Source organism: Synechococcus sp. R6-7 (assembly GCF_047461695.1).
Lineage (GTDB): Bacteria > Cyanobacteriota > Cyanobacteriia > Thermostichales > Thermostichaceae > Thermostichus.
In genome coordinates, this window is sequence record NZ_JANSHS010000547.1 from 1 (window position 1) to 863 (window position 863).

The following is an 863-nucleotide window of genomic DNA, read 5'->3' on the forward strand; positions in this document are numbered from 1 at the left end:
GGGGAAATCCCGGTGATTGCCGAAGATCTGGGAGACATTACGCCGGAGGTGTTGCAACTGCGGGATCAATTTGGCTTGCCCGGCATGAAGGTGTTGCTCTTTGCCTTCGGCTCTGGGCCCGATAACCCCTATTTGCCCCATGCCTACGAGCGCAACTTTGTCGTTTACACCGGCACCCACGACAACAATACGGTGGTGGGCTGGTTTCATGACCCGGAGCGCTCGGAGTGGGAAAAACAAAACCTGCTGCGCTATTTGGGCTGCCAGGGATCCGAGGGCATCCATTGGGATCTCATTCGCCTAGCCCTTGCTTCCGTAGCCGATCTGGCCATCATTCCCCTGCAAGATGTGATGGGCTTGGGGGCAGAGGCGCGCATGAACTTCCCCGGCACCACCGAGAACAACTGGGCCTGGCGCTACCGCGAGGACATGCTGCGGCAGAACATGATCCAGCGCCTGGCCGAGATGAGCGTCACCTACGGGCGCATCTCTCCTCAAGAGTTGGAACAACGGCGAGCAGCCCTAGCCCAAGAACGAGCGGCAGGATCTTCTCAAGCTGCCCCCGGCCTCGTCTAATGCTGGATCCCGCCCATCAGCAGCCCTAGCTGCTCTTCGGTGGCCTCTTCAGGCCTGAGTTCTCCCACCAGGTGGCCCTCATGGATCACCAAAATGCGATCCGACAAGCTGATCACCTCATTCAAATCCGCCGACACCAGCAGCACCCCCATGCCCTGATCCCGCGCCTGCAGGATGCGCCGATGAATGGCCTCGATGGCCCCCACATCCACCCCCCGCGTCGGTTGGGCAGCCACTAGCACCTTGGATCCACAGGAAAGCTGATACATTTACGCTGAACACTGCTG

The 863-nt window shown here is 59.9% G+C and carries 2 protein-coding genes; one reads left to right on the forward strand and one right to left on the reverse strand.

The window, feature by feature from the left end; all coding sequences use genetic code 11:
- Nucleotides 1-576 (forward strand): 4-alpha-glucanotransferase (locus tag NW815_RS14005; RefSeq protein WP_414416153.1); only part of this gene is annotated, 576 nt, incomplete at its 5' end.
- Here NW815_RS14005 and NW815_RS14010 read toward each other — a convergent pair.
- The gene (locus NW815_RS14010; RefSeq protein WP_414388856.1) at nt 573-845 is read right to left on the reverse strand and encodes a sugar ABC transporter ATP-binding protein; all 273 of its coding nucleotides are present in this window, start codon (nt 843-845) and stop codon (nt 573-575) included. The genes NW815_RS14005 and NW815_RS14010 overlap by 4 nt on opposite strands.
- Between the last annotated feature and the right edge of the window lie 18 nt (nt 846-863).